20 protein-coding genes and 1 tRNA gene are annotated in these 25757 nt (G+C 65.9%); 13 read left to right on the top strand and 8 right to left on the bottom strand.

Going from position 1 to position 25757, the window contains the following annotated elements:
- Positions 1 to 67: 67 nt before the first annotated feature.
- Both Q9246_RS01175 and ada read right to left on the bottom strand, forming a co-directional pair.
- Positions 68 to 757: a 2OG-Fe(II) oxygenase gene (locus Q9246_RS01175; RefSeq protein WP_306394797.1), complete on the bottom strand. Its 690-nt coding sequence runs from the start codon at positions 755 to 757 to the stop codon at positions 68 to 70.
- Complete coding sequence (gene ada, locus Q9246_RS01170; RefSeq protein ID WP_306394795.1) at positions 754 to 1821, bottom strand: bifunctional DNA-binding transcriptional regulator/O6-methylguanine-DNA methyltransferase Ada; 1068 nt, start codon at positions 1819 to 1821, stop codon at positions 754 to 756. Before ada ends, Q9246_RS01175 begins: the two co-directional genes overlap by 4 nt.
- 158 nt (positions 1822 to 1979) lie before the next feature.
- On the opposite strand from ada, the gene hutC reads away from it, so the two are divergent.
- From hutC to Q9246_RS01125, 9 genes are all read left to right on the top strand, one after another.
- Complete coding sequence (hutC, locus tag Q9246_RS01165) at positions 1980 to 2681, top strand: histidine utilization repressor (RefSeq protein ID WP_306398048.1); 702 nt, start codon at positions 1980 to 1982, stop codon at positions 2679 to 2681.
- Positions 2682 to 2772: 91 nt separating this feature from the next.
- Positions 2773 to 3174: a response regulator gene (locus Q9246_RS01160; RefSeq protein WP_306394794.1), complete on the top strand. Its 402-nt coding sequence runs from the start codon at positions 2773 to 2775 to the stop codon at positions 3172 to 3174.
- A 230-nt stretch (positions 3175 to 3404) separates the two neighbouring features.
- A complete protein-coding gene (trxA, locus tag Q9246_RS01155) occupies positions 3405 to 3731 on the top strand; it encodes a thioredoxin TrxA (RefSeq protein ID WP_005665082.1) in 327 nt (108 codons plus the stop codon).
- 137 nt (positions 3732 to 3868) lie between these two features.
- Positions 3869 to 5131, top strand: coding sequence for a transcription termination factor Rho (gene rho / locus Q9246_RS01150; RefSeq protein ID WP_005665081.1), 1263 nt, complete (start codon positions 3869 to 3871; stop codon positions 5129 to 5131).
- Positions 5132 to 5500: 369 nt separating this feature from the next.
- On the top strand, positions 5501 to 5770 hold the full coding sequence (locus tag Q9246_RS01145; RefSeq protein WP_306394789.1) for a type B 50S ribosomal protein L31: 270 nt from the start codon (positions 5501 to 5503) through the stop codon (positions 5768 to 5770).
- Positions 5771 to 5881: 111 nt separating this feature from the next.
- Positions 5882 to 7603: an ArnT family glycosyltransferase gene (locus Q9246_RS01140; protein WP_306394788.1), complete on the top strand. Its 1722-nt coding sequence runs from the start codon at positions 5882 to 5884 to the stop codon at positions 7601 to 7603.
- Between the two features lie 271 nt (positions 7604 to 7874).
- Positions 7875 to 8342, top strand: coding sequence for a hypothetical protein (locus Q9246_RS01135; protein WP_306394786.1), 468 nt, complete (start codon positions 7875 to 7877; stop codon positions 8340 to 8342).
- 116 nt (positions 8343 to 8458) lie between these two features.
- Positions 8459 to 8543: transfer RNA gene (locus Q9246_RS01130), tRNA-Leu, on the top strand.
- 149 nt (positions 8544 to 8692) lie between these two features.
- Positions 8693 to 10894 carry an O-linked N-acetylglucosamine transferase, SPINDLY family protein gene (locus Q9246_RS01125; RefSeq protein WP_306394784.1) on the top strand — a complete coding sequence of 734 codons (2202 nt, stop codon included), beginning with the start codon at positions 8693 to 8695 and terminating at the stop codon, positions 10892 to 10894.
- Here the strand turns inward: Q9246_RS01125 and Q9246_RS01120 are convergent.
- Positions 10882 to 11634 carry a substrate-binding periplasmic protein gene (locus tag Q9246_RS01120; RefSeq protein WP_306394781.1) on the bottom strand — a complete coding sequence of 251 codons (753 nt, stop codon included), beginning with the start codon at positions 11632 to 11634 and terminating at the stop codon, positions 10882 to 10884. The two genes, Q9246_RS01125 and Q9246_RS01120, sit on opposite strands and share 13 nt — an antisense overlap.
- A 236-nt stretch (positions 11635 to 11870) precedes the next feature.
- Between Q9246_RS01120 and Q9246_RS01115 the strand changes: the two genes are divergently transcribed.
- Positions 11871 to 15227 carry an MHYT domain-containing protein gene (locus tag Q9246_RS01115; protein WP_306394779.1) on the top strand — a complete coding sequence of 1119 codons (3357 nt, stop codon included), beginning with the start codon at positions 11871 to 11873 and terminating at the stop codon, positions 15225 to 15227.
- Positions 15224 to 16219 carry a response regulator gene (locus Q9246_RS01110; protein WP_306394778.1) on the top strand — a complete coding sequence of 332 codons (996 nt, stop codon included), beginning with the start codon at positions 15224 to 15226 and terminating at the stop codon, positions 16217 to 16219. The genes Q9246_RS01115 and Q9246_RS01110 overlap by 4 nt, the downstream gene beginning before the upstream one ends.
- Positions 16220 to 16262: 43 nt before the next feature.
- Here the strand turns inward: Q9246_RS01110 and Q9246_RS01105 are convergent, their stop codons facing one another.
- The 5 genes from Q9246_RS01105 to Q9246_RS01085 form a co-directional block, all read right to left on the bottom strand.
- A complete protein-coding gene (locus Q9246_RS01105; RefSeq protein ID WP_306394776.1) occupies positions 16263 to 17432 on the bottom strand; it encodes a glycosyltransferase family 4 protein in 1170 nt (389 codons plus the stop codon).
- A gap of 12 nt (positions 17433 to 17444) precedes the next feature.
- Positions 17445 to 18584 carry a glycosyltransferase family 4 protein gene (locus tag Q9246_RS01100; RefSeq protein WP_306394775.1) on the bottom strand — a complete coding sequence of 380 codons (1140 nt, stop codon included), beginning with the start codon at positions 18582 to 18584 and terminating at the stop codon, positions 17445 to 17447.
- The gene (locus Q9246_RS01095; RefSeq protein ID WP_306394774.1) at positions 18581 to 19531 is read right to left on the bottom strand and encodes an NAD-dependent epimerase/dehydratase family protein; all 951 of its coding nucleotides are present in this window, start codon (positions 19529 to 19531) and stop codon (positions 18581 to 18583) included. The genes Q9246_RS01100 and Q9246_RS01095 overlap by 4 nt, the downstream gene beginning before the upstream one ends.
- Before the next feature lies 1 nt (position 19532).
- Positions 19533 to 20573, bottom strand: coding sequence for a GDP-mannose 4,6-dehydratase (gene gmd / locus Q9246_RS01090; protein ID WP_306394770.1), 1041 nt, complete (start codon positions 20571 to 20573; stop codon positions 19533 to 19535).
- A gap of 295 nt (positions 20574 to 20868) precedes the next feature.
- Positions 20869 to 23181: an NADP-dependent malic enzyme gene (locus tag Q9246_RS01085; protein ID WP_306394768.1), complete on the bottom strand. Its 2313-nt coding sequence runs from the start codon at positions 23179 to 23181 to the stop codon at positions 20869 to 20871.
- A gap of 141 nt (positions 23182 to 23322) precedes the next feature.
- Between Q9246_RS01085 and thiL the strand changes: the two genes are divergently transcribed.
- Positions 23323 to 24291 (top strand): thiamine-phosphate kinase, encoded by a 969-nt coding sequence (gene thiL, locus Q9246_RS01080; protein ID WP_306394767.1) that lies wholly within the window; start codon positions 23323 to 23325, stop codon positions 24289 to 24291.
- A gap of 431 nt (positions 24292 to 24722) precedes the next feature.
- A complete protein-coding gene (locus tag Q9246_RS01075; RefSeq protein ID WP_306394765.1) occupies positions 24723 to 25709 on the top strand; it encodes a glycosyltransferase in 987 nt (328 codons plus the stop codon).
- Positions 25710 to 25757 lie beyond the last annotated feature (48 nt).

The raw sequence follows: 25757 nt of genomic DNA, 5'->3' as shown, positions 1-25757 counted from the left end.
GTTTTTCTTCTCTCCGATGAATGGGCTCCGCGCTTCGTGGGCGCGGTGCGGAGAGTGTACTGCAAGCCTAGGTCGCGTCGTGGAAGATGATGCCCATCGTATGGCGCAACCCGCGCCGCACCCGGCTGATGCCATGCCGCATCGCTACCCGGTACACGCCGCGCGCGCCCTGCACTGGCCGCTGGTTGACCGCGAACACGACGGCATCGCCCTGGCCCAGCGCCACGACTTCGGCGCGCGACTGCATGCGCGGGCGCTGCTCGGTCAGCACGAATTCGCCGCCCTCGAAATCCTCGCCGGGGCGCGACAGCAGCACCGCCACCTGCAGCGGAAACACCTGTTCGCCATACAGGTCCTGGTGCAGGCAGTTGTAGTCGCCGGCGCGGTAGCGCAGCAGCAGCGGCGTCGGGCGCAGCTGGCCGGCCGCATGGCAGCGCGCCACGAAGTCGGCGTGCTCCATCGGGAAGCGCACATCCAGCCCGAGCGCGGCCTGCCAGCGGTTGGCGATGCGCGCCAGCGGCGGATACAGCGTGGCGCGCAGGGCGGCGACCGGCTCGGGCAAGGGATAGGCGAAATACTGGTACTCGCCGCGGCCGAAGCCGTGGCGCTCCATCACCACGCGGCTGCGGAAGCGCTGCGGCTGGTCGTAGCAGGCGGCCAGCTGCGTGCACAGGCGGGCGTCCAGCAGGCCCGGGATCACGGCGCAGCCGGCGTCGTCGAGCTGTGCTCCGACCTCGTCCCAGTCGATCGCCGTCATTCGGCCTGCCCGCTCTCGCGCTCGATCAATGCGCGCTTGCGCTCGATGCCCCAGCGGTAGCCGGACAGCGCGCCGCCGGTGCGCACCACGCGGTGGCAGGGAATCGCGACCGCGACGGGATTGGCCGCGCAGGCCCCGGCCACGGCGCGCGCGCCGCCTGGCAGGCCGACCCTTTCCGCCAGTTCGGCATAGGTGACCGTCTGGCCCGAGGGAATCGCGCGCAGCGCCTGCCACACGCGCTGCTGGAAGGCGGTGCCGCGCACGTCGAGCGGCAGATCGAGCCCGATACGCGGCGCCTCGACCAGGCCGATCACCTGCGCCACGGTGCGATCGAAGCCGTCCTCGGCGCCGCGCAGCTCGGCCTTCGGAAAGCGCGCCTGCAGGTCGTCCACCAGCGGCTCGGGCTGGTCGCCGATCAGGATCGCGCAGATGCCGCGCTCGGTGGCCGCGACCAGGATGGCGCCCAGCGAACACTCGGCCACGGCGAAGCGGATCGTCTCGCCCTGCCCGCCGGCGCGGTAGTTCGACGGCTGCATGCCCAGCACCTCGCCGGACGCCGCGTAGAAGCGCCCGCTGGAGCCATAGCCGGCGTCGTACAGCGCGTCGGTGACCGGGGCGCCCTGCTCCAGCGCCTGGCGCACGCGGGCGCCCCGTTTGGCCGCTGCGTAGGTCTTGGGCGTGATCCCGGTGCGGGCCTTGAACACGCGGTGGAAATGGAAGCGGCTCATGCCGGCGGCCTGGGCCAGGGCATCGAGGTCCGGCTCTTGTTCCGACTCTTCGATCAGGCGGCAGGCGCGCGCCACCGCCTCGGCCTGGCGCTCGGCCAGCGGCGGCAGGTGCGGCGCGCAGCGCAGGCAGGGCCGGAAGCCCGCCGCCTCGGCCGCCTGGGCGCTGGCGTGGAAGGCGACGTTGGCGCGCCTGGCCCCGCGCGACGGGCACGAAGGCCGGCAATAGACGCCGGTGGTGCGCACCGAATAATAGAAGCTGCCGTCGGCGCCGGCATCGCGCCGCTGTACGGCTTCCCAGCGCAGCTCGTCGCTGTCGTCTCGATCTGTCGTTGTCATGGTGGTGTCCTTCTTCGGCAATGGCGTCATCATGCAGCCGCCGGCGCCGGGCCGCACTCCGGGTCTTGCTTTCAAATTGCCGATGCTAGAATCAGGCGTGGTCGCACAGGCCAGGCATTCGGAGATTGAGTTTGGAAGCACAGACCGCGCAAGACAGCATGCAGGAAAAGTCGCCCATTTTCCAGCAGATCAAGGATTACCTGGTGGGCGAAATCGCCTCGGGCCGCTGGAAAGAGGGCGAGCTGGTGCCGTCGGAGCAGGCGCTGGTGCGCCAGTTCGGGGTGTCGCGCATGACCGTCAACCGCGCCGTGCGCGAGCTCACGGCCGAGCAGGTGCTGGTGCGGCGCCAGGGCTCGGGCACCTATGTCGCCCCGCAAAAATACCAGGCCACCCTGGTCGAGATCCGCAATATCGCCGACGAGATCCGCGCCCGCGGCAAGCTGCACACCAGCCGCGTGCTGGCGCTGCATGCCCGCCCTGCCGACGACGACCTGGCCGCGGAGTTCGGACTCGAGCCGGGCGTGCCCCTGTTCCATTCGCTGATCGTGCACTGCGAGAACGAGGTGCCGGTCCAGCTCGAGGACCGCTGGGTCAACCCGGGCTGCGCCCCGGCCTACCTGGAACAGGATTTTTCGCGCATCACGCCCAACGAGCACCTGATGGCGGCCGCGCCGCTGCAGGGGGCCTTCTATACGATAGAGGCGCAGCCGGCGCCGGAGGAAGAGGCGCGCCTGCTGGCGATCGAGGCCGGCGCGCCATGCCTGGTGCTGCACCGGCGCACCACCTCGGCCGGCCGGGTCGCGTCGGTGGCCACGATGTGGCATCCGGGCCACCTGGCGCGCTTCACCGGTAGCGTCTGAGAAATAAATACTAATTCGGACAACCCGGCGTGCCAGTTTATCGCCATAATGGCTGCAACCCGTCTTTACCCATTTCAGATAAACTACGCCCATGCCGCCCGACGTCGCCGCCGAATCGCATTCCGCACCACTGCGCGTGCTGGTACTCGACGACGACCATCTGCTGCTCGAAGTCATGCGCTCGATGCTGGAAGCCTGCGGCCCGGTCGAGATCCTGCTCGAATTCGATGCGCGCCAGGCCCTGTCCCGGCTCGGCGAGGCCATGCCCGACGTCCTGATCTGCGACCTGGTGCTGCCCGAAATGGACGGCATCGAATTCCTGCAGGCCGCGGCCAGCCGCGGCTACGCCGGCAGGGTGATCCTGCTGTCGGCCCTCGAAGACGGGGTGCGCGAGGCCGCCGCCGAACTGGCGCGCGCGCTCGGATTGCGGGTAGTAGGCTCGTTCCGCAAGCCGCTCTCGCCCGAGCAATTACGCCATGCGCTGGAATGTTGAGTTTTTGTACAAACCGCTGAACACTTTTTAAAAAAATGGGGTATTATTCGCCTCATTCCCCGCCTGACACCCTCTAGCCGTTCTTCCAATATTGAAATACGCACACAGTGCCTCCACCATTGTGTAGCTGCAATATTTGGCAAGTAAGTAAACACGGTAGCCGGTCGAGACGTTCCGCATGACTTGTCTCAAGGCGTTAATAACGATTCTTACCTCACATTGAGGAAACCATGAGCGAAAACATCAAACACATCAGCGATGCATCCTTCGAAGCCGACGTGCTCAAGTCCGAGCAGCCGGTGCTGGTCGATTTCTGGGCCGAGTGGTGCGGTCCTTGCAAGATGATTGCCCCGATCCTGGAAGAAGTGGCCAAGGAATACGCCGGCAAGATCACGATCGCCAAGATGGACGTCGACGCGAACCAGGCCGTGCCGGCCCAGTTCGGCATCCGCGGCATCCCGACCCTGATCCTGTTCAAGAACGGCCAGGTCGCAGCCCAGAAAGTCGGCGCCGTCGCAAAAGGTCCGCTGACCGCTTTCATCGACAGCAATATCTGAGATAAGATAACGGCGACGGCGCGCCCGCGCCGCCGCTACGCAGTCACCAATACCGGCCGGGAGCCACCCTCCCGCCTTGATTAACCCACGCAGTCCCCTCCCCTACCATATTCACCCGTCACGGGTCACCCACACACATGCATTTATCTGAACTGAAGGCGATGCACGTTTCCGCGCTGCTGGAAATGGCAATCGGCCTCGACATCGACAACGCAGCCCGCCTGCGCAAACAGGAACTGATGTTCGCGATCCTGAAGAAGCGCGCGAAGCAGGGCGAGCAAATCTTCGGCGACGGCGCTCTCGAAGTGCTGCCGGACGGTTTCGGTTTCCTGCGCTCGCCGGATGCGAGCTATATGGCTTCGACCGACGACATCTATATCTCGCCGTCGCAGATCCGTCGTTTCAACTTGCATACGGGTGACTCGATCGAAGGCGAAGTGCGCACGCCGAAGGATGGCGAGCGTTATTTCGCGCTGGTCAAGGTCGACAAGGTCAACGGCGAATCGCCGGAAGCCTCGAAGCACCGCATCCTGTTCGAGAACCTGACCCCGCTGCACCCGAACGAGCCGCTGCGCCTGGAGCGCGACATGAACGGCGCCGAGAACATTACCGGCCGCATCGTCGACCTGATCTCGCCGATCGGCAAGGGCCAGCGCGGCCTGCTGGTGGCGTCGCCCAAGTCGGGTAAATCGGTCATGCTGCAGCACATCGCGCATGCGATCACCGCGAACCACCCGGACGTGACCCTGATCGTGCTGCTGATCGACGAACGTCCGGAAGAAGTGACCGAGATGCAGCGTTCGGTGCGCGGCGAAGTGGTCGCCTCGACCTTCGACGAGCCGGCCACCCGCCACGTGCAGGTCGCCGAGATGGTGCTCGAGAAGGCCAAGCGCCTGGTCGAGATGAAGAAGGACGTTGTCATCCTGCTGGACTCGATCACCCGCCTGGCGCGCGCCTACAACACCGTGATCCCGGCCTCGGGCAAGGTGCTGACCGGCGGTGTGGATGCCAACGCGCTGCAGCGTCCGAAGCGCTTCTTCGGCGCCGCCCGTAACGTGGAAGAAGGCGGCTCGCTGACCATCGTCGCGACCGCGCTGATCGAGACCGGCTCGCGCATGGACGACGTGATCTACGAAGAATTCAAGGGCACCGGCAATATGGAGGTACACCTGGAGCGCCGCCTGGCCGAGAAGCGTGTTTATCCGGCAATCAACCTGAACAAATCGGGCACCCGCCGCGAAGAACTGCTGATCAAGCCCGATCAACTGCAGAAGATCTGGATTTTGCGCAAGCTGCTGTACTCGATGGACGAGATCGAGGCGATGGAGTTCATCCTCGACAAGATGCGCGCGACCAAGAACAATGTCGAGTTCTTCGACATGATGCGCCGCGGCGGCTGATCGCCGCGCGATGCTTGACGCATGCAGAGGCAGCCTTCGGGCTGCTTTTTTTGTTTCCCCATGGCGCACATCACTACATTGTTGCCTTCAAAACCGTCATTCCCGCGAAGGCGGGAATCCAAGTGGCGAGCGACCCGACTGCACCGAACGCAGCTGATACGCAAGCAAACTTAGGTTCCCGCCTCCGCGGGAACGACGGGCATATGCCAACAAAAGAACGTCGTCACAGGCATGACGATTGCCTCGCCCCCGAAACCGCTCTATAATCTCCGGTTCAGTCCAACCCTGGCAAGTGATCGGCAATCGGGTCAAGAAGCAGTCCGACCGACGAAGTGCTGTTTGGCTACCAACTCAATAGAAAGCAGAACCATGAAGACCGATACCCATCCAGATTACCGCGAAGTCGTCTTCCACGACCTGTCGTGCGACTTCAAATTCATCACCCGTTCGACCATCAACACCCGCGAAACGATCAACCACGAAGGTAAAGACTACCCACTGGTCAAGATCGAGGTGTCGGCTGAGTCGCACCCGTTCTTCACCGGCAAGCACAAGATCGTCGACACCGCTGGTCGCGTCGAGAAATTCCGCCAGAAGTTCGGTTCGGTCGGCTCGAAGACTTCGGTCGCCAACGGCTAATTGCCGCAGTAGATCCTCGAAGCCTGCGGGCTTCGCGAAAAGAAGCCGGCCTGCCCGGCTTCTTTTTTTTCGCAGCTATACTACGCGATTCATTTACCCATCAGACGATCGATGAAACCAGTCCGCCTTCCTGCCGCCGCCACCCTGGCGCTGCCCCGCTGGGCCCTGCTTGCGCTGGGCATGCTGTACATCCTGCCCGGCATCATCGGCCGCGACCTGTGGAAGGAAGACTCAGGCAGCTTCGGCATCATGTGGACCATGGCGCATGGCGGCCTCGATGACTGGCTGTACCCGAACATCGCCGGCCTGGCCAGCGTCGACGAAGGCCCGCTGGCCTTCTGGCTGGGCGCCATCTGCATCAAGCTGTTCGGCTGGATCCTGGGCGACGTGCTGGCCGCGCGCGTCTCGACCATCGCCATCTTCGTGCTGGGCACGATGTCGCTGTGGTACACCGCCTTCCACCTCGGGCGACGCGCCGAGGCCCAGCCGCTGCGCCTGGCCTTCGGCGGCCAGCCCGAGCCGAACGACTACGGCCGCACCCTGGGCGACACCGCCGTCCTGATCTACCTCGGCAGCCTGGGCCTGCTGCTGCAAAGCCACCTGACCCTGGCCGCGACCCTGCAGGGCGCGCTGCTGGCGTATTTCCTGTACCGCGCCGTGCGCTACGTCGAGCACGCGAGCATCCGCAACGCCGTGCTGGTCGGCCTGGCCCTGGGCGCCCTGACACTCACCCAGGGCTTCCTGCCGCCGCTGGTGCTGATCGTGGCCCTGTTCGCCTGCACCCGCTACCTGGACATGCCTGCCGGCCAGGCGCTGCGCCACCTGGCGGTGGCGGCCGGCGTCGGCTTCGGGCTGACCCTGGTCTGGATCCTGCCCGCCGTCGCCGTGCAACCGTACGGCCTGTCGCCGGTCGCCGACTGGCTGGCCTGGAACGGCGAGCAGTTCGGCCTGCCAGGCTGGGTCGCGGTCAAGACTTTCTTCCGGATCGGCATCTGGTTCTTCTGGCCGGCCTGGCCATTCGCCCTGTGGGCGACCTGGGCCTGGCGCCGCCAGCAGCAGATGCTGCACATCGTGCTGCCGGTGTTCTTCTTCCTGGCGCTCGTGCTGCAACTGCTGTGCGACCCGGTGCCCGAGAACAGCGACTTCCTCAAGATGCTGCCACCGCTGGCCCTGATGGCCGCCTTCGGCCTGCCGACCATGAAGCGCGGCGCGATCAACGCCATCGACTGGTTCTCGGTGATGGTGCTGACCATGCTGGGCGCGACCATCTGGCTGTTCTGGATCGCCAAGCTGACCGGCTGGCCGGCCCAGCTGGCCAAGAACGCCCTCAAGCTGGTGCCCGGCTTCACGCCCGAAATCGGCATCGTGACCTTCACGGTCGCCGCCGCCGCCAGCGTCGGCTGGGTGATGCTGGTGCACTGGCGCCTGTCGCGCCAGCCGGCCGTGCTGTGGCGCGCCGTGGTGCTGTCGTCCGGCGGCCTGATCCTGCTGTGGGTGCTGTTGATGACGCTGTTCCTGCCCGACCTCAACTACGGCAAGAGCTATGCCGGCGTGGCCCAGCAGATCGCGGCGCGCCTGCCGGCAGACACCGACTGCATCGACACCAATGTCGGCCCGGCCCAGCGCGCCTCGCTGGCCTTCTATGGCCGCCTGCCCTTCGTGACGCTGGCCGGCGGCAAGTGCGATTACGTGCTGCTGCAGGACAGCATGCGCAACCGCAACGACCGCGCGCTGCTGCGCAAATGGGGAGTACGCAACGCGATTCCGCTATGGGAAGGCCGGCGCGCGTCGGACCGCGACGAACGCTTCAGGCTGTTCCGTCGCGCGCAGTAAGCACCCGCAATCACCAGGCCGCACACAGTGCGGCCTTTTTGCTTCCTGCGTTTGGCGCATATCGATTTCACCTGTGCGCGGCTAGTGTTGCCAATATGAGAACCTATTCGCAAAGAATGCGTGTTTGCGCGGAGTCAAGCGCCGGCCCGGGGCAGCTCGTCACAATATTCGAGTCGATGAGGATCAACACCGGGTTGAATAGATGTTGCGCCAGTTCAATTAAAGGGCGTCAACAGGACCGTTGCACAAGATGCCGTGAGGAGAGATCACCATGAAAAGTGTGACGTTTTCAGAGATCGTGCGCATCCGGGAGCGGCCGGGCTTCCTGCGCCGCATCGACACCTGGCGCCAGTCGCTGCCTTGGGCGCTGACCCTGCTGGGCGGCCTGCCCTTACTAGTGCTGGCGCTGCATCTGATCGACCCCGATGCGCCGCTGGCCTACCTGGTTTTGCCGGCCATCCTGGGCGGCGTGCTGCCGGTTTTCATGCTCGGCCCGGGGCGCTTCGAGATGCGCACCCGCTTCGATGCCCACTACATGATCAGCACGCTCGACGAGGCGCTTGGGGCGCTGGGGTACCGGCGTCTTGCTGCGGACAGCACCAGTATTCGTTACTTCCGGCCGCGACCATGGTTGCGCGGGCAAGAGGGGGCGATCAATGTCGCGGTGCGCGAGCATGTGCTGGAGATCGTGGGGCCGGTGGGAAGTTTGCGGTTATTGCAGCATCGGATTGGGCGCTGAGGCGCGTGCCTGGCGATCACGCTGCTTTGGGGCAGCTAGCTAGCGCTGCGCGCCAATTTCTCGTTCGCACTGGTCAGTTGTGCGCACCATGTGCTAAGATGCGCGCCTGCTATTGGGCCTCTGTGGCGGAATTGGTAGACGCACTTGACTCAAAATCAAGCGCCGTAAGGCGTGCCGGTTCGATTCCGGCCGGAGGCACCAAACCCAAGTCATCCTGCAGCACAATGAAACCCGCAATCCTTTGAAGGAAGCGGGTTTTTTGCTTTCCAGCCCCCGGCCAACGCCGCGGCCCGCGCCAGCCACAGGTAACCACCTTGACCCTCCCCGCGCACATGCTCTATCGTGCCACCATGACCTCCCCTCCCCCCAGCGACGAAATCCGCCAGATTGTCGACCAGGCCCTGCAAGCCGCCCACCACGAGGCCGAATCCGGCAACCTGGACCAGGCGCTGGCCCTCTACCAGGCAGTCCTCGACCTCCAGCCCGGCCATGCCGCCGCCCACCATGCGCTGGGCCTGCTGGCACGCCACGCCGGCGACCTGGAGGCGGCGGTCCCGCATTTCGCCGCCGCCCTGCAGGGCGACGCCGGGGAACACGCCCACTGGCTCGACTATCTCGCAACCCTGGTCGAGGCACGCCAGTTCCACAGCGCGGCCGAGCTGCTCGAACTCGCCCGTTCCAATGGCCTGCAAGGCCAGGCGCTCGACGACGTCGAGCGGCTGCTGGCCAGCGCGGGCGCGCCCGATGCCGACGCGATCGACGCCGCCGCCGCCCTGTTCGGGCAGGGGCGCTGGTCAGAAGCGGGCGAGGCGGCGCGTGGGCTGATCGAACGCTTTCCCCAGCACCCCTTCGGCTGGAAGCTGCTGGGCGGCGTGCATCACCGCCTGGGCGACACCAACCAGTCGATGCATGCGATGGCCATGGCGGCCAGGTTCGGCCAGGACGATGCCGAAGCATTCAGCAACCTGGGCATGCTCCTGATGCGCGCCAACCGGCTCGACGAGGCGGAACACGCCTTGCGGCACGCGCTCTCGCTGGAGCCCAGCAACGCCGATGCCCACAACCACCTGGCCATCACCCTGGCGGAATTGCAGCGGCTGCCGGAAGCGCATGCCAGCGCCAACGCGGCGCTGGCGCTCGAGCCGCGGCATGAAAAGGCCACCATCACGCTGGCGCTGGTGCTGCAGTGCCAGAGCCGGACAACGGAGGCGGTCGATGTCTATCGACGCCTGCTGGAACGCAACCCGGACAATACCGACGCCCACAGCAATATGCTGTTCTGCCTCAGCGAAATGCACCAGGTCGCGCCCGAGGCGCTGTTCGCCGAACATCTCCGGTATGCCCAGGGGATCGAGCGGCGCACCGCACCACCCGCCCCCTGGGACAATACGCCCGAGCCGGAGCGCCGCCTGCGCGTCGGCTTCGTCTCGGGCGACCTGCGCAGCCACGCCGTGGCGTCCTTCATGGGACCGGTCTTCGAGCAGCTCGCGGGACGCCCCGGCCTGGCGCTGTACGCCTACTACAACCATACCCTGCACGACGCGACCACCAAGGATCTGCACCCCCTGTTCGACCATTGGCGCGATATCGACGCGCTCGACGACGACGCGCTGCAACGGCAGGTCCGGGCCGACGGCATCGACATCCTGGTCGATCTCTCCGGTCACACCTCCTTCAACCGCCTGCCCGCATTCGCGCGCCGGCTGGCGCCGCTGCAGGTCTCGTGGATCGGCTACCCCGGCACCACCGGCCTGGCCGCGATGGATTACTACTTTGCCGATCGCAAGTTACTGCCTCCCGGACTGCTCGACCACCTGTTCACGGAGAAGCTGGTGCAACTGCCGCTATCGTCGCCGTTCGCACCCTACGTCGGCTCGCCCGACGTCGCCCCGCTGCCCGCCCTGGAAAACGGCCACGTCACGTTCGGCAGCTTCAACCGGCTCAGCAAGATCAACAGCCAGGTGATCGCAGCCTGGGCGGCGCTGCTGCGCGCCGTGCCCGATGCGCGGCTGCTGGTGGCCGGGATGCCCGATCACGGCCGCGAGCAGCTGCTCGCGATGCTGGAACACGAAGGCATTGCCGCGCACCGCGTCAAACTCCATGCCCGTGCCGGCATGGCCGACTACCTGGCGCTGCACAACCGGGTCGACTTCGCGCTCGACACCTTCCCCTATACCGGCGGCACCACCACCCTGCATGCCGGCTGGATGGGCGTGCCGACCCTGACGCTGGCCGGCGGCACCGCGCCGGGACGACAGTGCGCCAGCGTCCTCGAACATCACGGGCTGACGCAGTTCATCGCACACGATGTCGACGATTTCGTCGCCAAGGGTGTGGCCGTCTGCGCCGACCTGCCGGCGCTGGCCGCGATCCGCGCCTCGCTGCGCGGCCGCTACCCGCTGCCCGCGTCGGACACCATGACCCGGCTCGCCGACGGCGTCGAGCACGCGCTGCGCCTGATATGGCGGCGCTGGTGCCAGGGCTTGCCTGCGGAGAGCGTCGAGGTGCCGCTGCCGCCGGCCGCGCCGCGTCGATCCTCTCAGTCGGCGTAGGCGCGCTCGATCCGCTGCGCGCTACCGTCGCGCGCCATCGCGCCGAGTTCGGCGTTCAGGCGCGTCACCAGCGCGTCCGGCACCGACGGGTTGCAAGCCAGGTAGACCTCGATCTTCCTGAACGCCAGCACCGGCACGATGTACTTGTCCCAACCATTGCGCTGCAACACGGTGCTGCCCCTGCGCCAGCTGGCGGCCCACAGGTCGATCCGGCCCTGCATCAGTTTCTGGGGATTGAGGAAATCGTTCGGCGCCGCATCGGTGGCGAAGCCCAGGCTGCGCAGGTAGGCGTCGCGCGCATCGCCGTGATAGGTGCCGATGCGCAGGCCGCGCGCCTGTTCCAGGCTGGTGAGCGCCAGCTTGCGGTCGGCGCGCCCCATCAATACCCATTGCGCCGAATCGAGCGGCCCGACCCACTTGAACAGCCTCTCGCGCTCCGCCGTGCGGGTGGTGGAATACACGCAGGTGTCAGGCTGCTGCAGGGCCGCCGTATAGGCGCGCCGCCAGGGCAGCAGTGCGATCTCGTAGGACACCCCGGTGCGCGCCAGCGCGCCGCGCAGCTTGTCGGTGGCGATGCCGGCCACGCGGCCGTCCACGAGCATGCTGGACGGTGCCGAGGTCTCGGTGGTGAGATACAGGTGCCGCTGCCGCTGCGGCTGCGGCGCCGCGTGCAGCGCGCCTGCGCAAAATATCGTGGACAGGACTGCCGCGGCGGCGATCCAGGCGTGCCCTTTTGACATGCGACCTCCTCTTCTGGCCGGGCCGGACGCGGCGCAGGGAGCGTCCGGATAAGTCCAGCATACCAGCGGGTACATGATTTAGCAGCAACGAATGCACAGAAATGGTCGCTTGCGCGCTACAAAACCGCGCCAATCGTCCAGCAATACTAGGCGCCAACAACATTTCCATCAGGGAAAATGCCATACTTCGCAGTCACTCCCTACGGATAGTGTGACTACTCCGACCACCCTCACTCATGTTGCAACTATTTAACGCCCCCACCGATCCGACCATGCTGGCCTATGGCGTCTACGAGCCGCGCCTGGTCGTGCTGTCGCTGCTGGTGGCGATCTTTTCTTCCTGGATGGGCCTGCAGATCACGGGCCGCGCCAGCACCAATGCGGCGCACCGCGCCATCGTGCTCGGTACCGGCAGCCTGGCGCTGGGCGCCGGCGTCTGGTCGATGCACTTCATCGGCATGCTGGCCTTTAACCTGTGCACGCCGGTCCATTACGACCACGGCATCACGCTGCTGTCGGCCCTGCCCAGCATCGGCGCCTCGTGGATCGCGCTGAACCTGATCTCGCGCCCGCAACTGCGCCTGGCGCACCTGCTGGTGGGCGGCGTGCTGGTCGGCGCCGGCATCGGCGCCATGCACTACGCCGGCATGGCCGGCATGCGCATGCGCCTCGACCTGTACTACGACCCGGCCATGTTCGCGCTGTCGATCGTGGTCGCGGTGGTGCTGGCCACGCTGGCCCTGGGCGTGCGCCACGGCCTGTCGCGCTTCGAGTCGATGACCGAGTCGCGCCGCCTGCTCATCGCGGCGGTGGTGATGGGCTGCGCGATCGCCGGCATGCACTACACCGGCATGGCGGCCGCGCGCTTCGCCGGCGAGGTCGATCCGCTCGGCCTGTCCGGCTCCAACAGCGACTTCCTGGCGCTGTCGATCACCGTCATCACGGTGGCGCTGTCGCTGGGCGTGGTCGCCGCCAACGGCCTGCTGCGCTACCGCGCGATGTACCTCGACCTGGCGCGCAGCGAAGCCTGGATGCGCGCCCTGCTCACTACCACCGTCGACGGCGTGATCACGGTCGGACGCGACGGCACCATCACCGAATTCAATGCCTCGGCCGAACGCATCTTCGGCTGGCAACGCGACGAGATCGTCGGCCGCAATATCGGCGAACTGCTGACCGAACAGGATCGCCAGGCCGAATGCAGCCTGCTCGACGTGCTGCGCCTGGGCAGCCTGGAAGGCGTCAACACCAGTACCGAAACCTTCGGCCTGCGCAAGGACGGCAGCCTGTTGCCGGTGCGCGGCGCGCTCGGCCATGCCCGGCTCGGCGACCAGGACCTGTTCGTCTGCTTCGTCACCGACATCAGCGAGCGGCGCGCGATGGAACAGGCGCTGCAGACGAGCGAACAGCAGTTCCGTTCCCTGATCGGCAATATCCCCGGCATCGGCTACCGCAGCATGCTGGGCGGAGACTGGCCGATGGTCTTCATCAGCGATGCCGTGCAACTGGTGACTGGCTACCCGGCAAGCGACTTCCTGGGCACGCCGCCGCGCCGCGTGTTCGGCGCGCTGATCCACGCCGAGGACCGCGTCCGCGTCACGAAGGAAATCGGCGCCGCCCTGCGCGAAGACCGGCCATTCCTGGTCGAATACCGCCTGCTGCATGCCGACGGCAGCGTGCGCTGGATGTGGGAAAACGGCACCGCCGCGCGCGACGACGCCGGCGAGATCCAGTGGCTGGACGGCGTCATCCTCGACATCACCGAGCGGCGCCAGATGGAAGAAGCGCTGCGCGCGGCCAAGGATACGGCCGAGCAGGCCGCGGCCGCGCGCGCCACCTTCGTGGCCAATATGAGCCACGAGATCCGCACTCCGATGAATTCGATCCTCGGCTTCACCGACGTGCTGCTGGACGGCGAACTGAACGTGGAGCAGCGGCGCCACCTGGACACCATCCGCAGCGCCGGCCGCGCCCTGCTGCGCCTGCTCAACGAAATCCTCGACACCGCCAAGCTCGAAAAAGGCGCGGTCGAGCTGGAACAGAACGACTACAACCTGCTGTCGCTGATCGACGAACTGTCCTCGACCCTGGCCGCCAATGCGCGCGCCAAGGGCCTGCACCTGGACATCCAGTACGATCCGGCGCTGCCGACCGGCCTGCGCGGCGACGAGCTGCGCATGCGCCAGGTGCTGACCAACCTGCTCGACAATGCGATCAAGTTCACGGCGCAGGGCAGCGTGACGCTCAAGGTCGGCGCCCAGGGCGACCAGCTGTGCATCGCCGTGACCGACACCGGGATCGGCATCGCGCCCGAGCGCCTGCTGGCCATCTTCGACCCGTTCACCCAGGCCGACGCTTCGATGACGCGCCGCTTCGGCGGCACGGGCCTCGGCACCACGATCAGCAAGCAGCTGGTCGAACTGATGGGCGGGCGGATCTGGGCCGAGAGCGAGCTGGGACGCGGCACCACCTTCCACGTGCGGGTGCCGCTGGTGCTGGCGCGCTTCGCGCAGCAGGCGCCACGCGTGCGCAGCGCCGCCGTGCTGCCGCCGCTGCGCGTGCTGGTGGCCGACGACGTGCCGCAGAACCTGGAACTGATGCAGCTCCTGATGACCCGCCGCGGCCACACGATGACCGCGGTGCGCGACGGCGCCGCGGTGGTCGAGCTGGCGGCCGACGGCGAATACGACGTGGCGCTGATGGACTTCCAGATGCCGACCATGGATGGCCTGGCCGCGACCCGCGCAATTCGCGCCAATGAAGAGCGCACTGGCCGCTCGCGCCTGCCGGTGATCGCGATGACCGCCAGCGTGCTGCAGGAACACCGCACTGCCAGCGTCGACGCCGGCATGGACGGTTTCGCCAGCAAGCCGGTCGACTGGTTCGCGCTGTCGCACGAGATCGCGCGCGTGCTCGGCCTGTCGAACAGCGCGCCGGACACGCAAACCGGGCCCAGTGCGCCGCGCGAGGTGCTCAACCGGCGTGCCGGCCTGCACCGCTGGAGCAACCGCGAGGATGCCTATGCCGAGGCGCTCGAGCACTTCGGCCGCCAGTACGCCGACCTGGGCCAGGCGTTGCGCCTGCACGCGGCCGGCGGCGAGCACCAGCATCTGCGCATGCTGGCGCACAAGGCGCGCGGCGCGGCCGCCAACATCGGCCTCGAACTGCTGGCGGATGCCCTGGCCGCGCTGGAGCAGGCCGCCAACGCGGTGCCGACCGACGCGCGCCAGGTGGCCAACACGCTGGTGGTGGCCAACAACGCGCTCGACGCGGCGCTGGACGCGCTGCGCGCCGTGGCGGCGACGCCAACCCCGGCGCCGCAAGGCGCCACGGTCGACCTGGCGCGTGCGCGCCGCGCCGGCGGCGTGCTGCTCGAGGCACTGCGCCGCGGCGCCCTGAACGACGGCGCCATGGCCAGCCTGGCCGCGGCCCTGGCGGCCCACCCGGCCGCCACCCGCGTGACCCAGGTCCAGTCCGCGATTTCCGATTTCGACTTCGACCTCGCCCTCGAGCACCTGGAGGCCATCATGGGCCAGCTGGGCGATGCGGCGGAGGACGAAACCACCGACGCTACCGACGATTCACCAGCATGAGCCAACCGAATACCCGCCCGTTGATCCTCGCGGTCGACGACGAAGCCAGCAACCTGCAGCTGCTGCGCCAGATCCTGCAGGACCACTACCGCCTGCTGTTCGCCAAGGACGGCGCGCGCGCGCTCGAACTGGCGCGCCAGGAGCAGCCCGACCTGGTGCTGCTGGATGTGATGATGCCCGGCATGTCGGGCTACGAGGTGTGCGCCGCCCTCAAGGCGCATCCCGCCACCGCCTCGGTGCCGGTGATCTTCGTCACCGCCCTGACCGAGAGCGCCGACGAAGTCGAAGGCTTCGAAGCCGGCGCGGTCGACTACATCACCAAGCCGGTCAGCCCGCCGGTGGTGCGCGCGCGCGTGAAGACCCACCTGTCGCTGGTGCGCATGGAAGAGCTGCGCGCCAGCCGCCTGGAGATCGTGCAGCGCCTGGGCCTGGCGGCCGAGTACAAGGACAACGAGACCGGCCTGCACGTCATCCGCATGAGCCACTTCTCACGCATCCTCGGCATCGCGGCCGGCATGACGGAACCCGAGGCCGACGACCTGCTGCACGCGGCGCCGATGCACGACGTGGGCAAGATCGGCATCCCCGACCGCATCCTGCAAAAACCCGGCCCGCTCGATCCCGACGAGTGGAAGGTCATGCAGAGCCACGTGACGATCGGCGCCGAGATCATCGGCGAGCACGATGGCGGCATGCTGTCGCTGGCGCGCCAGATCGCGCTGACCCACCACGAGAAGTATGACGGCAGCGGCTATCCGCACGGGCTGGCGGGCGAAAATATTCCGCTGGTGGGCAGGATCGTGGCGATTGCCGACGTGTTCGATGCCCTGACCTCGATCCGGCCCTACAAGAAGGCCTGGACCGAGGAAGACGCGGTCAACTTCCTGCGCGAGCAGAAGGGCCGCCACTTCGATCCGCAGCTGGTCGAGTTGTTTGCCGACCAGCTGCCGGCGATTCGCGAAATCAGGCTACGCTGGGCCGAGACGGCCTAGGTTGATTGCCAACCGCAATCACCATTGTGTTGGCTGTTGCACGTCAGCGAATGAATTCCGACCCAGGCTGCTCGAGCACCGTATCAGCCACTTTCGGCGCACGCCGCGCCGCCAGCTCGTGATACAGCGCCGTATAGTTGGCCGCCATTTTCTCGGACGTAAACAACTCTTCGAAGCGCTGCTCAGCGCGCCGGCCCATGGCGCGCGCCAGGTCCGGGTTATTCCACAAGGCCTGCATCGCCGCGCGCAGCGCCTGGGCGTCGGACGGCGGCACCACCAGCCCGGTGTCGCCATCGACGTTGATATAGGTAGTGCCGGTGCCGATCTCGCTCGAGATCATCGGCTTGCCATACATCGCCCCCTCCAGCAGCGAGATGCCGAAGGCTTCCGAGCGCAGGTGCGAGGGGAAGGCGACCGCATAGCACAAGGTCAGCAGCGCGGCCTTGTCGGGTTCGTCGATCGCGCCGACGAACATCACGTTGGACAAGCCGAGGCGCGCCGCCTGTTCCTTGAGCTCTTGCTCGATCGGCCCCGCGCCGACGATCACGATCGGATAATCGAGGCCTTTCGCCGCCTCGAGCAGGATGTGCAGGCCCTTGTAGTAGCGCAGCACGCCCACGAACAGGAAGAACTTGGGGCCTACCCGCTCGCGCCAGTGCGCCAGCCGGTCGGGTTCGGGCTGGGGATAGGTGTCGCGGTCCAGGCCGAAGGGAATCACTGTCGTTTTTCCTCGATATCGCGCCAGCACGGTCGACGAACCCAGGTAGTTGGGCGAAGTCGCGACGATCGCATCGACGCTCTTGAGGAAGCGGTGCTTGAGCGGCTGGTACAGGCGCAGCAAATGGCGCTGGCGCACGATGTCGGAGTGGTAAGTGACCACTGTCGGCTTGTCGACCCGGGCCATGAAGTGGGCCAGGTCCATGAAGGGCCACGGAAAGTGGTAGTGCACCACGTCGGCCTGCTTCGCCAGGCGCGCCAGCGCGCCGATCGATTGCACCGAGATCGCGTTGGAGGCGATTTCGGCATTGAGCGGCACGCGGTGCACCATATGGCCTTCGAATTCGAACGGGACCAGGTTGTCGTGGCGCGACAGCGACAGTACGGTATTGGTCACGCCGAGGCGGCCGGTGCCCACGCACATCTGGCGGATCACCTGTTCGACCCCACCCACCGAATCCGGGTGGTAGGTCTTGTAGAAATGAAGGACACGCATAATCAGTTCAGCTTACTGCGAAAGGACGGCACGGTACACCTTTGCCGTCAGGCGTGCGGTGTTTTGCCATGTCAGTTGTTCGGCGCGGGCGCGTCCAGCGGCGATACAGCGCGCGCGCGCAACACTGTCGGTGGCCAGGATCCGCATCGCGTCGCCGATGGCGCCACTGTCCAGGGGGTCGACCAGCAGCGCCGCATCGCCCGCCACTTCCGGCAACGATGTCGTGTTGGCGGCCACCACCGGCACGTTCGAGGCAAAGGCTTCCAGTACCGGAATGCCATAGCCTTCGTACAGGGACGGAAAGACGAACACGCCGGCGCCGGCATACAGGTGGCGCAATTGCCCGTGGTCGGTCAGGCGATCAAGCCAGACCAGGTTTTCGCCGGCGGCCTGCGCTCGCCTGATCGCCGCGACCAGCGCCTCGCTGCGGGCGCCGGGCGCGCCGACGATCACCAGGGCGCGCTCGGCGCGGATCGGCGCGGGCAGCGCCAGCCAGGCGTCCAGCAGGCGCTCGACGTTCTTGCGCGGCTGCAGCGTGCCAACAAAGAAGAAATAGCCCGGCTGCAGGCCGTAGCTCGCCAGGGTCGCCGCCACCGCCGATGGAGCGGGCGCCGTGAGCCACTCCTCGTCGACGCCGCAGGGCACCACCGAGACGCGCCGCTCGTCGATGCCGAAGCATTCGACCAGTTCGGCGATGGCGAAGTGCGACAGCGCGATCACGTGGTCGGCCTTGCGCGCCGCCTTGGCCTGGAGCCAGTTCTTCAGACCGCGCAACTTCGGGTTGCACCATTCAGGATGCTTGATCGGCAGCGCGTCGTGCAGGCTGGCCACCACCGGGCAATCCATGCGCACCACGCGGTAATCGGTCACGTGGAAAATGTCGGTCGGCATGTGCACCCGGTGCTTGCGCGGCGTCACCAGGTCGACCAGGGTCGCCGCCTCGAAAGACTGGGGGAAGGCCTGGCCCACCGTGATCCCGCTCGCTCCCTGCCGCGGGCGCGGCCAGGAAAACGGTGCCACCTCGCAGCCGGTCGCGGGCAAGTGCTGCATCAAGGCCCGGGTATACACGCCGATGCCGTCCAGGCGGCCACCCGTCAGGCCGGGCTCGACCATGGTCGTCCCCAGCCCGACCTTGAGGTCTGCGGGTTTCACGCCCTGTACATCCAGTCCAGGGTCTCGTGCAGCGGGGTCGGCGCCAGTTCGCCGATCGCGGCGGCCAGCTTGCGATTGCTGCCAGTCAGTTGAAGCACGTCGTTGGCGCGCACGAAGGCGGGATTCACCTGCACGTCGATCTGGTAGCCGGCGATCTCGCCCATCGTCTCGATCACGCTCGACAGCGAGTGCGGGACGCTGGAACAGACATTGAAGGCCTCGCCGGCCGGCGCCGCCGCCAGCAGGCGGCGATAGCAGTGCGCCACCATGCGCACGTCGGAGAAATCGCGGGCGATGGCGAGGTTGCCCAATTCGATGCGCTTCTCGTTGCGGCGGAAGTGATTGACGATCTTTGGCAGCAAGAAATTCTCTGCCTGGCCCACGCCGGTGTAGTTGAAAGGCCGCGCGATCGTGATCGGCAGCTTGTCCATCCACAGGCGCGCCATGTATTCCATCGCCAGCTTGCTGACCGCGTAATCGTTGGCCGGCGCCGGCGGCACGCTTTCGTCGATCACCGGCACATTGGCATTGCCATAGATATTGGCCGACGAGGCCAGCAGCACGCTGCTCGGGCGATGGTCGCTTGCAGCCAGCGCTTCCAGCAGGTTGCGGGTGCCGACTACGTTGACGCGGTAGATCGCCTCGACGTTGGCATGGCCGACGAAGGCGATGCCGGCCAGGTGGGCCACGACGTCGGGCTGGACTTCGGCGACCATGGCGGCCAGCGCCTCGCGGTCGCATAAATCCACCGCAAACATGTCCGGCCCGAGCGCGTCGCCCGGCATCGCGGTGCCGAACACGCGGTAGCCGGCGGCCGTGAGTTCCGAGGCCAGGTAATGGCCGGTGAAGCCGCGCAGGCCCGTGATCAGGGCGCGGCGGCCCTCCCCTTCGCGCCCCGTCGCCCTGGCGGCGAGGGCGGAAACGTCATCCGTGGCCAGGCGCGTCATATCAGAACGAGAAGCCCTGTTGGTTGCGGCGGATGTCGGCGTCGACCATCATCTGGCACAGCTCTTCGAGCGTGGTCTTCGGCTCCCAGCCCAGCTCGCGCTTGGCTTTCTCGGGGTCGCCGATGAGCAGGTCGACTTCGGCCGGACGGTAGAACTTGGGCGAGACGCCCACCAGCTTCTTGCCGCTCTTGCTGCAGTGGGCTACTTCTTGCTCGCCCGAACCGCTCCAGTCCAGCGTGACGTCGGCGGCCTTGAAGGCCATGGTGACGAAGTCGCGCACGGTCTCGGTGCGGTTGGTCGCCAGCACATAGGTGTCAGGCTTGTCGGCCTGCAGCATGCGCCACATGCCCTCGACGTATTCCTTGGCGAAGCCCCAGTCGCGCTTGGCGTCCATATTGCCCAGCTCGAGCAGGTCCAGCTTGCCCTGCGCGATCTTGGCCACCGAGTCGGTGATCTTGCGGGTCACGAACTCGCGGCCGCGCAGCGGCGACTCGTGGTTGAACAGGATGCCCGAGGAACCGAAGATATCGTAGGACTCGCGGTAATTGATGGTCATCCAGTGCGCGTACAGCTTGGCCACGCCATACGGGCTGCGCGGATAGAACGGCGTATCTTCTTTCTGCGGGATGGCTTGCACCTTGCCGAACATTTCCGAGGTCGACGCTTGATAGAAGCGGATCTTCGGGTTGACGATGCGGATGGCTTCCAGCAGGTTGACGGCCCCCAGGCCGGTAATCGAGGCAGTGGTCAGCGGCTGGTCGAACGACACGCCGACGAAGCTCTGGGCCGCCAGGTTGTACACCTCGCTCGGCTGCGCGGTCTCGATCAGGCGCAGGCTCGACGCCAGGTCGGTCAGGTCGTATTCGACCAGCGACAGGTTCGGGTGCGCGGTGATGCCGAGTTCATCGATACGCCAGAAGTTGACCGAGCTCGAACGGCGGTAGGTGCCGGTGACGTGATAGCCTTTTTCCAGAAGCAACTGGGCCAAATAGGCGCCATCCTGGCCGGTGATACCGGTGATGAGGGCTCGTTTGTTTTGCATGTTCTTGGATGGAGTTGAAGGTGGTCTGCGGGCGCCACATAAAAAACGGACGAGCCCGGCGAAGCGAGGATTGTAACAGAGGAGGTCGGTTTGCCTAATTGCGCATCAGAAATGAGTGCAATTAGTGCAACACTTATCTGAACATTATGACCCGAAAATGACGCGTCGAGCGTCTTGCTTACGGTTTGTTACCAGTGTCTTTGCGCGACGACAAACCACGACAGCTGGATACAAAATCGCCTGACGCGGCGCAAGGGCACCGGGTCAGGCGTGAGCGGGTCAGGCGTCTAGAATATTACCGCTGGGAAACTGCGTCCACCACGGCCAGCGCTGTCATATTGACGATCCGGCGCACCGTCGCCGACGGGGTCAGGATGTGGACGGCGCGTGCGCAGCCGAGCAGCACCGGGCCGATGGCGATGCCGTTGCCGGCCGCCGTCTTGACCAGGTTGTACGAGATATTGGCGGCGTCGATGTTCGGCAGCACCAGCAGGTTGGCGTCGCCCGTCAGCGTCGATTCCGGCATGATCTTGGCGCGCATCTTGGCGTCGAGCGCGGCGTCGCCGTGCATCTCGCCATCGATTTCCAGGTCCGGCTTCTTCTGCTGCACCAGGGCCAGGGCGGCGCGCATCTTCTGCGCCGACTCCGAATTGGCGCTGCCGAAGTTCGAATGCGACAGCAGGGCCGCGCGCGGGCAGATGCCGAAGCGCTCCATCTCCTCGGCCGCCATGATCGTGATCTCGGCCAGCTGCTCGGCGCTCGGGTTCTCGTTGACGTGGGTATCGACCATTGCCAGCTGGCGTTCCGGCGTGATGATGAAGTTCATCGCCGCATACACATTGGCGCCGGCGCGCTTGCCCAGCACCTGATCGATGAAGTCCAGGTGCATTTGGGTGGTGCCGTAGGTGCCGCAGATCATGCCATCGGCTTCGCCCTTGTGGATCATCATGGCGCCGATCAGGGTGTGGCGGCGGCGCATGGCCAGCTTGGCCAGGTCCTGCGTCACGCCCTTGCGCATCACCATGCTGTGGTAGGTGGTCCAGTAGTCGCGGTAGCGCTCGTCGAAATCGGGGTTGATGACGTCGAAGTGCACGCCCAGCTTGAGGCGCAGGCCGAACTTCTCGATGCGCTGCTCGAGCACCGCCGGACGGCCGACCAGGATCGGGCGCGCCAGCTTTTCGTCGACCACCACCTGCACCGCGCGCAGCACGCGTTCGTCCTCGCCCTCGGCGTAGACGATGCGTTTCAGTTCGTTCGGCGCGGCCTTGGCCACCGTGAACAGCGGCTTCATGAAGGTGCCGCTGCGGTACACGAACTGCTGCAGGGTTTCGGCGTAGGCTTCCAGGTCGTCGATCGGGCGGGTGGCGACGCCGCCGTCCATCGCGGCCTTGGCCACGGCCGGCGCGATATGGGTCAGCAGGCGCGGATCGAACGGCATCGGGATCAGGTATTCCGGACCGAAGGACAGGTTCGAGATGCCATAGGCCGAGGCCACGATGTCCGACTGCTCGGCATGGGCCAGGTCGGCGATCGCGTGCACCACGGCGATTTCCATTTCGCGCGTGATGGTGGTCGCGCCGCAATCGAGCGCGCCGCGGAACATATACGGGAAGCACAGGACGTTGTTGACCTGGTTCGGATAGTCCGAACGGCCGGTGGCGATGATGGCGTCGCCGCGCACCGCCTTCACGTCTTCCGGCAGGATTTCCGGGTTCGGGTTGGCCAGCGCCAGGATCAGCGGATTCGGACCCATCTTGGCGACCATGTCCTGCTTGAGCACGCCGCCGGCGGACAGGCCCAGGAAGATGTCGGCGCCCGGGATCACATCGGCCAGCGAGCGGTGCTCGGTCTCTTGCGCGAAGCGTTCCTTGTCCGGGTCCATCAACTCGACGCGGCCCTTGTAGACCACGCCGGCCAGGTCGGTCACAAAAATGTTCTCGATCGGGAAGCCCAGGTCGACGATCAGGTCGAGGCAGGCCAGCGCGGCCGCGCCGGCGCCGGAAACGACCAGCTTGCATTCCTTGATGTTCTTGCCGACGACTTTCAGGCCGTTGAGGATGGCGGCGCCGACGATGATCGCGGTGCCGTGCTGGTCGTCGTGGAAGACCGGGATCTTCATCCGCTCGCGCAGTTTGCGCTCGATGTAGAAGCACTCGGGCGCCTTGATGTCTTCCAGGTTCACGCCGCCGAAGGTCGGCTCGAGCGAGGCGATGATGTCGACCAGTTTATCGGGATCGGTCTCGTTGATCTCGATGTCGAACACGTCGATGGCGGCGAACTTCTTGAACAGCACGCCCTTGCCTTCCATGACCGGCTTCGACGCCAGCGGGCCGATATTGCCCAGGCCCAGCACGGCGGTGCCGTTGGAGATCACGGCGACCAGGTTGCCGCGCGCGGTGTATTTGTAGGCGTTGGCCGGGTCCTTGACGATCTCTTCGCAGGGCGCGGCGACACCCGGCGAATAGGCCAGCGCCAGGTCGCGCTGGTTCAGCAGGCCCTTGGTGGGCGCAACGCTGATCTTGCCGGGACGGGGAAACTGGTGATACTCGAGCGCTGCTTGACGCAGTTGCTGACGTAATTCTTCTTTTTTGTCAGATGACGAATCCATGCTGGGCAGCCTTCCTGAAGCAATACGGGGGTCTCCGATTCTATCAGACCGTATGTTGTCAATGGCTACGTATTTTTACCATCAGCGCTTGACGGCTTATGTGCGGTTGCAGCATTTTGCGGAGCTGTACAATCTTTCCCCATGCTTTCCGAATTCGACCTCATCAAGCGCTACTTCCAGCGCGAACGCGCCGGCCGCGCGACCCTCGGCATCGGCGACGACTGCGCCCTGCTCACGCCCACGCCCGGCCACCAGATCGCCATCTCGTCCGACATGCTGGTCGAGGACCGCCATTTCTTTGCCGGCGCCGATCCGGTCATGCTGGGCCACAAGGCGCTGGCCGTGAACCTGTCGGACCTGGCGGCGATGGGCGCCCGGCCCGTCGCTTTTACTTTGGCGCTGGCATTGCCGCGGGCAGACCCGGACTGGCTCGACGGTTTCTCGCGCGGCCTGTTCGCGCTGGCCGACGCGCATGACTGCGAACTGATCGGCGGCGACACCACCAAGGGCCCGCTGAACATCTGCATCACGGTCTTCGGCGAACTGGCGCCCGGCCACGCGCTGCGGCGGGCGCAGGCGCGGCCGGGCGACGACATCTGGATCTCGGGCACGCTGGGCGATGCGCGCCTGGCGCTGGCCGGCTATTGGAAAGAGCTGGCACTCGACCAGGAGTCGCAGGCGCAGGCCAGGCTTCGGTTACACATGCCGACACCGCGCGTGGCCCTGGGCCTGGCGCTGGCCGCCGCCCCGGTTGCGCATGCCGCGCTCGATATCTCGGATGGGCTGGTGGGCGACCTGGGGCATATCCTGGCGGCCTCGAAGGTCGGCGCCACGCTCGACGTCGATGCGCTGCCGGCCGGGCCAATGCTGGCCTTGCAACCGCAGGACCTGCGGCGCCGCTTCACGGCGGCTGGCGGAGACGATTACGAATTGTGCTTCACGGCGCCCGCCGAATGGCGCACGGCGGTATTGGAGGCGGCCGCGCTGGCCGCCACGCCGGTAACCCGGGTCGGCACGATCGAGGCCGCGGCCGGCCTGCGCCTGGTGGATGCGCGCGGCGCGCCGCTCGACCTGGGCTTGACGGGCTGGGATCATTTCAGCGCGGGATAACGCACGCGGCGTGACGAGCCTACCTACCAACTGGCAGGTAGGCTTCATGAAGAAACTGTCCAATACGTCGGATCATATTCTCCATATTAGCTGCACAGATAATATAAATTAATCACTAACTTGGGGGAAATTACAAGATTAGCAGCATAGCCAATCTCTTCATGGCCGTCACAACGCTCGATGGGCATCCCTCAGCTTGTGAAAGTTAAATTACAGCAACAACCAATGACTCTGGCTACAGTGCAAGCAAATGAGATCACAAAACTCCTGATGCTGCCGACCCATGGGCCAGACCACGATGCCGCGCGCAGCCGTGCGACTCTGTGCGGCGCCGGACCGTGACAGCGTCTCAAAATTTGATGCCGACGATGTGTTAACGTGTTATTAAGAAAGATATAATGACCGGCTTAGCAATTGCCGAGCCATGTTTGATGAACTCCTCAGCCAGCCTGCCGCGCGCGACCGGCACAGCGATCCTGCGCAAGGCGCCGCACGTCGCCGTCGTCATCCCCTGCTATAACGAAGCGCTCACCATCGCCCAGTTGGTCAAGGACTTCAACCGCTGCCTCCCTGAGGCACAGGTATATGTCTTCGATAACAATTCCACTGACAATACCGTCGAGATCGCACGCGGCGCCGGCGCCACCGTGCGCCGGGTCACGATGCAGGGCAAGGGCAGCGTGGTGCGGCGGATGTTCGCGGACATCGAGGCCGATGCCTACATCATGGTCGATGGCGATGGCACCTATGACACCATGGCGGCGCCCCGGCTGGTCGAGAAACTCCTGGACGAGGGCCTCGACATGGTGGTCGGCAGCCGGGTCAGCACCGAGCAGTCCGCCTACCGTTTCGGCCACCGCTTCGGCAACAGCATGCTGACCGGCTTCCTGTCGCTGATCTTCGGCCGCACCTTTACCGACATCCTGTCCGGTTACCGCGTGTTCTCGCGCCGCTACGTCAAATCGTTCGCCGCGCATTCCACCGGCTTCGAGATCGAGACCGAGCTCACCGTCCACGCGCTCGAACTGCGCATGCCGGTGGCCGAAGTCGAAACCGTCTACGGCGCGCGCCCCGCCGGATCGGTCAGCAAGCTCAATACCTACCGCGATGGCTTGCGCATCCTGCTGACGATCCTGCGCCTGTTCAAATCCGAGAAGCCGCTCGGTTTCTATTCGATCGCCTTCTTCCTTTGCGCACTGGTGTCGGTGCAGATGGCGATCCCGATCTTCGTCACCTTCGCGGAAACCGGCCTGGTGCCGCGCTTGCCCACCGCATTGCTGTGCACCGCACTGATGCTACTCGGTGTCATTTTCCTCACCTGCGGCATCATCCTCGACGCCGTCACCAAGTCGCGCATCGAGCAAAAGCGCTTTCGCTATCTTGGCGTCGCCGCCTTCCATCCCGGCCGGGACGATTGATTCCAGCCGCTGGCGCCGGCCACCGCGCCCCACCTCTCCATGAGATTC

The organism is Telluria beijingensis, from assembly GCF_030770395.1.
GTDB lineage: Bacteria > Pseudomonadota > Gammaproteobacteria > Burkholderiales > Burkholderiaceae_D > Telluria > Telluria beijingensis.
Note: the sequence above shows the minus strand (reverse complement) of the source record. Positions and strands in the feature narration are given on the sequence as shown.